Source organism: Corallococcus sp. 4LFB, from assembly GCF_046520365.1.
In the GTDB taxonomy this organism is placed as follows: Bacteria; Myxococcota; Myxococcia; order Myxococcales; family Myxococcaceae; genus Corallococcus; species Corallococcus caeni.
Map to the genome: position 1 here is coordinate 1 of NZ_JBKGHJ010000441.1, position 7,059 is coordinate 7,059.

5 protein-coding genes and 2 pseudogenes are annotated in these 7,059 nt (G+C 71.4%); 4 read left to right on the top strand and 3 right to left on the bottom strand.

The features are described 5' to 3' along the window. The coding region (locus ACLEQD_RS33310; RefSeq protein ID WP_410389583.1) for a M50 family metallopeptidase at window positions 1-946 on the bottom strand (946 nt) is incomplete at its 3' end. Window positions 947-966: 20 nt separating this feature from the next. Next, window positions 967-1,389, bottom strand: coding sequence for an NUDIX domain-containing protein (locus tag ACLEQD_RS33315; RefSeq protein ID WP_410389584.1), 423 nt, complete (start codon window positions 1,387-1,389; stop codon window positions 967-969). Between the two features lie 73 nt (window positions 1,390-1,462). On the opposite strand from ACLEQD_RS33315, the gene ACLEQD_RS33320 reads away from it, so the two are divergent. Together ACLEQD_RS33320 and acs are read left to right on the top strand one after the other, a co-directional pair. Next, on the top strand, window positions 1,463-1,945 hold the full coding sequence (locus tag ACLEQD_RS33320; protein WP_410389585.1) for a hypothetical protein: 483 nt from the start codon (window positions 1,463-1,465) through the stop codon (window positions 1,943-1,945). Window positions 1,946-2,007: 62 nt separating this feature from the next. Continuing rightward, window positions 2,008-3,959, top strand: a pseudogene (gene acs, locus ACLEQD_RS33325) (acetate--CoA ligase). Window positions 3,960-3,985: 26 nt separating this feature from the next. On the opposite strand, the gene ACLEQD_RS33330 reads toward acs, so the two are convergent. Next, entirely contained in the window at window positions 3,986-4,141 is a 156-nt protein-coding gene (locus ACLEQD_RS33330; protein ID WP_158625595.1) for a hypothetical protein, read from the bottom strand. A 229-nt stretch (window positions 4,142-4,370) separates the two neighbouring features. Between ACLEQD_RS33330 and ACLEQD_RS33335 the strand changes: the two are divergent. Continuing rightward, window positions 4,371-6,094, top strand: a pseudogene (locus ACLEQD_RS33335) (dipeptidase). Between the two features lie 200 nt (window positions 6,095-6,294). Continuing rightward, the coding region (locus ACLEQD_RS33340; protein WP_410389586.1) for a squalene/phytoene synthase family protein at window positions 6,295-7,059 on the top strand (765 nt) is incomplete at its 3' end.

Genomic DNA, 7,059 nt, shown 5'->3' on the forward strand with positions numbered 1-7,059 from the left:
TCTCCACGCGCGGCGGGATGCGCCGTCCGCTCACCGCCTCGATGGCGAGCAGCAGCACCCGGCCGCCATCCAGGCCCGGCACCGGCACCAGCGTCAGCATGGCCAGCGCCACGGAGGCCGCCACCAGCGCGCGCACCAGCGCATCCACCCCGGACGCCGTGGACGACGCGACGTCGGAGGACTCCTGGCGCATCAGCGCGCCCGGCCCGGCCCGGCCCGCGACCTGCGGCCCACGCACCATCGCCACCAGCGTGGACAGCGCCTCGGACGCCACGCGCCCGGTGTGCACCAGCGACTGCCTGAACGCCTCGCCGGGCGCGTGCTCGCGGAACACGTACTGCTGGCTCACGCCGATGCGCCCCGTGCCGTGCTCGTCCGCCCGGGGCCGCACCGTCACCGTGCGCGGCTCTCCGTGCCGGTCCACCGAGAGCGCCAGCGAGCCGCCCACCCCGTCCGCCACCCGCGTGACGAAGTCCGACCAGTTCCCCAGCGGCCTGCCGTCCACCCCCACCAGCCGGTCCCCCGGCAAGAGCTGCGCCCGCGCCGCCTCCGAGCCCGGCAGCACCGTGCCCACCGTCAGCGGCACCACCACGTGCGTGCCGGACGAATACAGCGCGAACAACAGCCCCACCGCGACCGCGTAGTTCGCCAGCGGCCCCGCGAGGATGATGGCCATCCGCTTGAGCGGCCCCAGCGTGCCGAACCCGGACGTGTCCTCCTCCGCGGAGCGGTGCGGGTTCATCCCCTGCAGGTTCGCGGACGCGCCCAGCGGCACCGCGCCCAGCACGAACTGCGTCCCGCCCAGCCGGAACGACAGGAGCGGCGGCCCGAAGCCCACGGTGAAGCGCGGCACGCGCACGCCCAGCAGGCGCGCGGCCACCAGGTGCCCCAGCTCATGCACGATGAGCAGCGCCCCGAGCGCCAGGAGGACGAACAGGTAGTGCATCCGAGAAGGCCCGCGTCCGCCTACAGCTTGCGGCGCTTCCCGGTGCGCTTGTAGGTCAGGTAGTCCGACAGGATGGTGCCGTGGTCGAAGCACAGGTCCTGGGGCAGCGCGTCCAGGGTGAACGTCCTCGCCTCCGCCGCGTCGTCCGCGCCCACCGGCTCCCCCGTCGCCTTCGCGATGAACACCGTCGAGATGGTGTGCAGGCGCGGGTCCCGCTTCGGATCCGAGTAGCTGAAGAACTGCTCCGTAAGCTCGACGTCCAGGCCCGTCTCCTCCTTGGCCTCGCGGATGGCCGCCTTGTCCAGGGGCTCGCCCTCGTCCACGAAGCCGCCCGGCAGCGCCCAGCCCACCGGTGGGTTCGCGCGGCGGATGAGCACGATGCGCTCGCCGGACAGCTCGATGATGCAGTCCACGGTGGGTTTGGGGTTGCGGTATTCAGGCATGGCGTCGCACTCTACCCAAAGCCCCCCGGCAAGCGCCCGTTCCGGATGTCTCCCGTGGGCGATGGTGCGTGCCGTGTCTACCCTGCGACGCCTCTGCCTCACCGCCCTCGTGGCCTCCACCCTGGCGGGCTGCCTGCCCTACAGCCAGAACGAGGGCGAGTACGAGCTCATCCCCACGGAGACGCTGCGCGACGACTGCGGGCTGCTGGAGACGTTCCAGGGCAACCTCCAGCTGAGCCTGCAGATCTCCGGACGCGTGGTGCGCGCGGACTTCGGCGTGCAGAACATGCAGCTGCTCGGCTACTTCCTGGAGGAGGGCGAGGGCTTCACCGCCGACGGCAGCGTGGCCAACGTCAGCACCACCGTGGACGGGGACACCGAGTGCCTGCTCGACCAGGTCCAGGTGCACCTGGACGCGACCACGCGGTGCGCCACCGAGTTCAGTGGGCAACTGCGGCTCGCCTACGACGCCAACAACAACACCGCCTGCACCTGCGAGCTGTGGTTCCGCTTCGACGGCGTTCAGGGGAACACCCGCTGCGAAGGGAACCCTTGAGATAGTGGGGTGGGCTTCCTAGAACAGGAGCGCTGTTCCCACGCTCCAGCTGAGGGACGCCCATGGCCAACACCCACGAAATCGTCTCGGTCCTGACCGAGTCCCGCGTCTTCCCCCCGCCCAGGGAGTTCTCCGAGCGGGCCCACATCCGCGGCATGCAGGACTACCAGCGGCTGTGGGACGAGGCCGCGAAGGATCCGGACAGGTACTGGGGGGACCGCGCCCGCGAGGAGCTCTACTGGAAGGAGCCCTTCCAGACGGTGCTGGACTGGAAGCCGCCCCACGCGCGCTGGTTCGTCGAGGGCAAGACCAACCTCGCCTACAACTGCCTGGACCGGCACCTGCCGAAGTTGAAGGACAAGCCCGCCATCCTCTTCGAGGGCGAGCCGGGCGACCGCCGCGCCATCACCTACGGAGAACTGTCCCAGCAGGTGAACCGGCTGGCCAACGGCCTCAAGTCGCTGGGGGTGAAGAAGGGCGACCGCGTGGGCATCTACCTGCCCATGGTGCCGGAGGCCGCCGTCGCGATGCTCGCGTGCGCGCGGCTGGGCGCGGTGCACTCGGTGGTGTTCGGCGGCTTCTCCGCGGAGGCGCTCCAGGACCGCATGAAGGACGCGGGCGCGAAGGTGCTGCTCACCGCGGACGGCGGCTGGCGCAAGGGCGCGGTGGTGCCGCTGCTGAAGAACGTGGAGGCCGCGCTCCCCAACGCCCCCAGCATCGAGAAGGTCGTCTCCTCACGCGCACCGGTGACGGAAAGCTGCCCGAGGGACCGAAGTTCGTGGCGTGGGACGCGCTGGTGAAGGGCCAGTCCGACACCTGCGAGCCGGAGTGGGTGGAGAGCGAGCACCCGCTGTTCATCCTCTACACGTCCGGCTCCACCGGGAAGCCCAAGGGCGTGCTGCACACCACGGCCGGCTACGCGCTGGGCGCGTCGCTCACCACGCGCTGGGTGTTCGACCTGCGCGACGAGGACGTCTACTGGTGCACTGCGGACGTGGGCTGGGTGACGGGCCACACGTACGTCGTCTACGGCCCGCTGATGAACGGCGTCACCACCATCATCTACGAAGGGGCGCCCACGCAGCCGGGGCCGGACCGCTTCTGGGACATCATCGCGCGCTACAAGGCCACCATCCTCTACACCGCGCCCACCGCCATCCGCGCCTTCATGCGCCTGGGCGACGCGCCGGTGAAGCAGCACGACCTGACTTCGCTGCGCCTCCTGGGCAGCGTGGGCGAGCCCATCAACCCCGAGGCGTGGATGTGGTACCGCGACGTCATCGGTGGGGGGCGCTGCCCCGTGGTGGACACGTGGTGGCAGACGGAGACGGGCGGCATCATGATCTCCCCGCTGCCCGGCGCGACGCCCACCAAGCCCGGCTCCGCCACCCTCCCGCTGCCCGGCATCCACGCGGAGATTCTGGACCGCGAAGGCAATCGCGTGCCGAAGGGGCAGGGCGGGCTGCTCTTCGTGACGAAGCCCTGGCCGTCCATGCTGCGCAGCGTGTACGGGGACCCGGAGCGGTACGTGAACACGTACTTCAGCGAGCTGCCCGGCATGTACTTCACCGGCGACGGCGCGCGCACGGACGCGGACGGCTACTTCTGGCTGATGGGCCGCGTGGACGACGTGGTGAACGTCGCGGGCCACCGCCTGGGCACCGCGGAGGTGGAGAGCGCGCTCGTGGCGCACCCGAAGGTGTCCGAGGCCGCCGTCGTGGGCCGCCCGGACGACCTGAAGGGCACGGCGCTCGTGGCCTTCGTGACGCTCAAGCAGGGCAACGCTCCCTCGGACGCGCTCAAGAAGGAGCTGGCGGTGCACGTGGGCAAGGAGATTGGCGCCATCGCGCGGCCGGATGAGATCCGCTTCGCGGAAGGGCTGCCCAAGACGCGCTCCGGGAAGATCATGCGCCGGCTGCTGCGCGACGTGGCCGCGGGCAAGCAGTCCACGCAGGACACCACCACGCTGGAGGACCTCAACGTCCTGGCCGCGCTGCGGCAGAACGACGAGTAGCCTCCAGGCACCGCGAGCGGCCGCCCCTACGCGTCCTTCGCGTCCTTGCGGGGGCGGCCGTGCTTGTCCTTCACCTGCTCGCGGTCCGCCTTGCTCCACCAGATGCGGGAGCTCCACAGGGCGGGGCCGAGCACGACCGTGAGGACGAAGAACACCACCAGGCCCACCACGATCTCCGTCACGGCTTCCTCCAGGGAGAGCCCTGGGGCCGGAGGGCCCCGGGGCGGGAAGCGCCAACCCTAGCGTCCCGGTGCGGCGGCTGCCATCGCGCGTGAGGGCCGGGAAGTAGCGCGGCGCTCGGCGGCCATCGGCTTCCCGCATGGCGCCCGCGCGGCGGGGGCCCGGGTGCCCGAGGGCCGGGCGGCCTGTCCGGGCGGGCAGCGGGCGGCGGTCCTGCTAGATTGCGCCGCCATGAACCGATTCCCTTCGACCCTCCTCACCGCGCTGCCGCTGACGGCGGTGCTCGTGGCCCCCGTCTCGCGGACGCCTGCACCAGCATGCTGGTGACGAAGGGCGCCACGACGGACGGCTCCACGTTCATCACCTACGCGGCGGACGCGCACGAGCTGTACGGCGAGCTGTACTACACGCCCGCGCGGCGCCACGCGGCCGGCGCCATGCGCGACGTCGTGGAGTGGGACTCCGGCAAGTTCCTGGGCCGCATCAAGCAGCCGGCCGCCACGTACTCCGTGGTGGGCAACATGAACGAGCACCAGCTCTCCATCAGCGAGTCCACCTTCACGGGCCGCAAGGAGCTGGAGGGGCCCGCGGGCCTCATCGACTACGGGTCGCTCATCTACATCGCGCTGGAGCGCGCGAAGACGGCCCGCGAGGCCATCCAGGTGATGACGGACCTGGTCGCCGAGCACGGCTACGCCTCCACCGGCGAGACGTTCTCCATCGCCGACCCGAAGGAGGCGTGGATTCTGGAGATGATTGGCAAGGGCGAGGGGCAGAAGGGCGCGGTGTGGGTGGCCCGCAAGCTGCCGGACGGCTACATCTCCGCGCACGCCAACCAGTCGCGCATCCGCCAGTTCCCGCTCAACGACAGCGGCACCACGCTGTACTCGCCGGACGTCATCACCTTCGCGCGCGCGAAGGGCTGGTACAAGGGCGCGGACAAGGACTTCAGCTTCGCGGACACGTACCACCCGCTGGACTTCGGCGGGCAGCGCTTCAGCGAGGCGCGCGTGTGGAGCATCTTCCGCCGCGCGGCCCCGTCCCTGAAGCTGGGCGTGGAGTACGCGGACGGCGCGGACACGACGAAGCGCCTGCCCCTGTGGGTGAAGCCGGACAAGAAGGTGTCCGTGCAGGACGCCATGGCGCTCATGCGCGACCACTTCGAGGGCACGCCGCTGGACATGTCCAGGGACGTGGGCGCGGGGCCCTACGCGGTGCCCTACCGCTGGCGCCCGATGACGTGGGACGTGGACGGCAAGAGCTACGTGCACGAGCGCGCCATCTCCACGCAGCAGACGGGCTTCTCCTTCGTCGCGCAGATGCGCGCGTCGCTGCCGGACGCCATCGGCGGGGTGCTGTGGTTCGGCGTGGATGACACCTTCACCACCGTCTACACGCCCATGTACGCGGGCATCCGGCAGGTGCCGAAGAACTTCGCCCAGGGCGTGGCCAGCCGCGGGGACTTCTCCTGGGACTCCTCCTTCTGGGTCTTCAACTGGGTGTCGAACCAGGCCTACGGGCGCTGGAGCGACATGATCGTCGACGTGCAGAAGGCGCAGGGGGACCTGGAGGGCCAGTTCCTGGCGGATCAGCCCAACGTGGAGAGCATCGCGCAGGTGCTCTACAAGCGGACGCCGGAGCAGGCCCGCCAGTACCTCACCGAGTACTCCATGCAGCAGGGCGACAAGGTCCACGCGCGCTGGCGCAAGCTGGGCGAGCAGATGCTCGTGAAGTACATCGACGGCAACGTGCGCGACGCCACGGGCAAGGTGGGCCACCCGCGCTACCCGGACGCGTGGTACCGCCGCATCGCGGCCGACAACGGCAAGATGCTGGAGTCGCACGAGAAGCCGGCGCCGAAGCCCGCCGCCGCGGCCCAGCCCGTGCCCCCCACGCCGCCGGCTCAGCCCGTGCAGCCCGCGGCCCCGAAGCCGACGGTCGCTCCGGCGCCCTGAGGCCCCCCGCCGTGCCCCCCGTGCACCGGAATCCCCGGTGCGCGGCTCCCGGGCCGGCCAGAGCGCGGGAATCCGGGAACCCGTGTCCGCCGGGGCCCCCTCGCGCCGGGCCCGCATGTTCTCGCGTGTGTCGGTGGGTGGCTTGTGGCAGTGAGGGCCCCCGGGCGGCAACGTCGCGCCCGTGCCCGGAGGACGGTTCCTTGAGTGACGCCCCCACCGCGACGGCCCTGCCGTTCCGGGATGACGAACTGGCGGACTTCCTGGAGCGGACCAGCCGCACGTTCGCGCTCGCCATCCCGCTGCTCGAGGAGCCGCTGCGCCGCGAGGTGGGCCTGGGCTACCTGCTGCTGCGCGTCGCCGACACGCTGGAGGACGCCGCCCCCTGGACGCGCGACGAGCGGCGGGAGGCCCTGGCCGCCTTCGCGTCGCTGCTCCAGGAGACCCCGGGCGTGGACGCCGAGGCGCTGTCGCGCCAGTGGCTGGCGCGCCGTCCCAGCGAGAACGCGGGCTACCTGGACCTGCTCGCGAGCACCCCCACGCTGCTGGCGAGCCTGGACGCGCTGCGCCCGGAGGCCGGCGCCATCCTGCGCCACTTCGTGCTGAAGACGGTGCAGGGAATGGGGCAGGTGCTGGCCGGCGCCTCCGAAAGCGGGCTGTTGCGGCTGGGGTCGCTCCAGTCCCTGCGTGACTATTGCTACATCGTGGCGGGGCTGGTGGGCGAGCTGCTCACGGACCTGTTCGTCCTGGATCCGCGCCTCGCGCCGTACGCGCCGAACCTGCGCTCGCTGGCCCCGCTGTTCGGAGAGGGGCTCCAGCTGGTCAACATCCTCAAGGACGCGCGGCAGGACCGGAAGGAGGGCCGCGTGTGGCTGCCGGAGGGCGTCCAGCTCCAGGACGTGGAGCGGCTGGCGGGCGAGGACCTGGTCGCGGCCGCGCGCTACGTGCGGGCCCTGCACCTGGCCGGC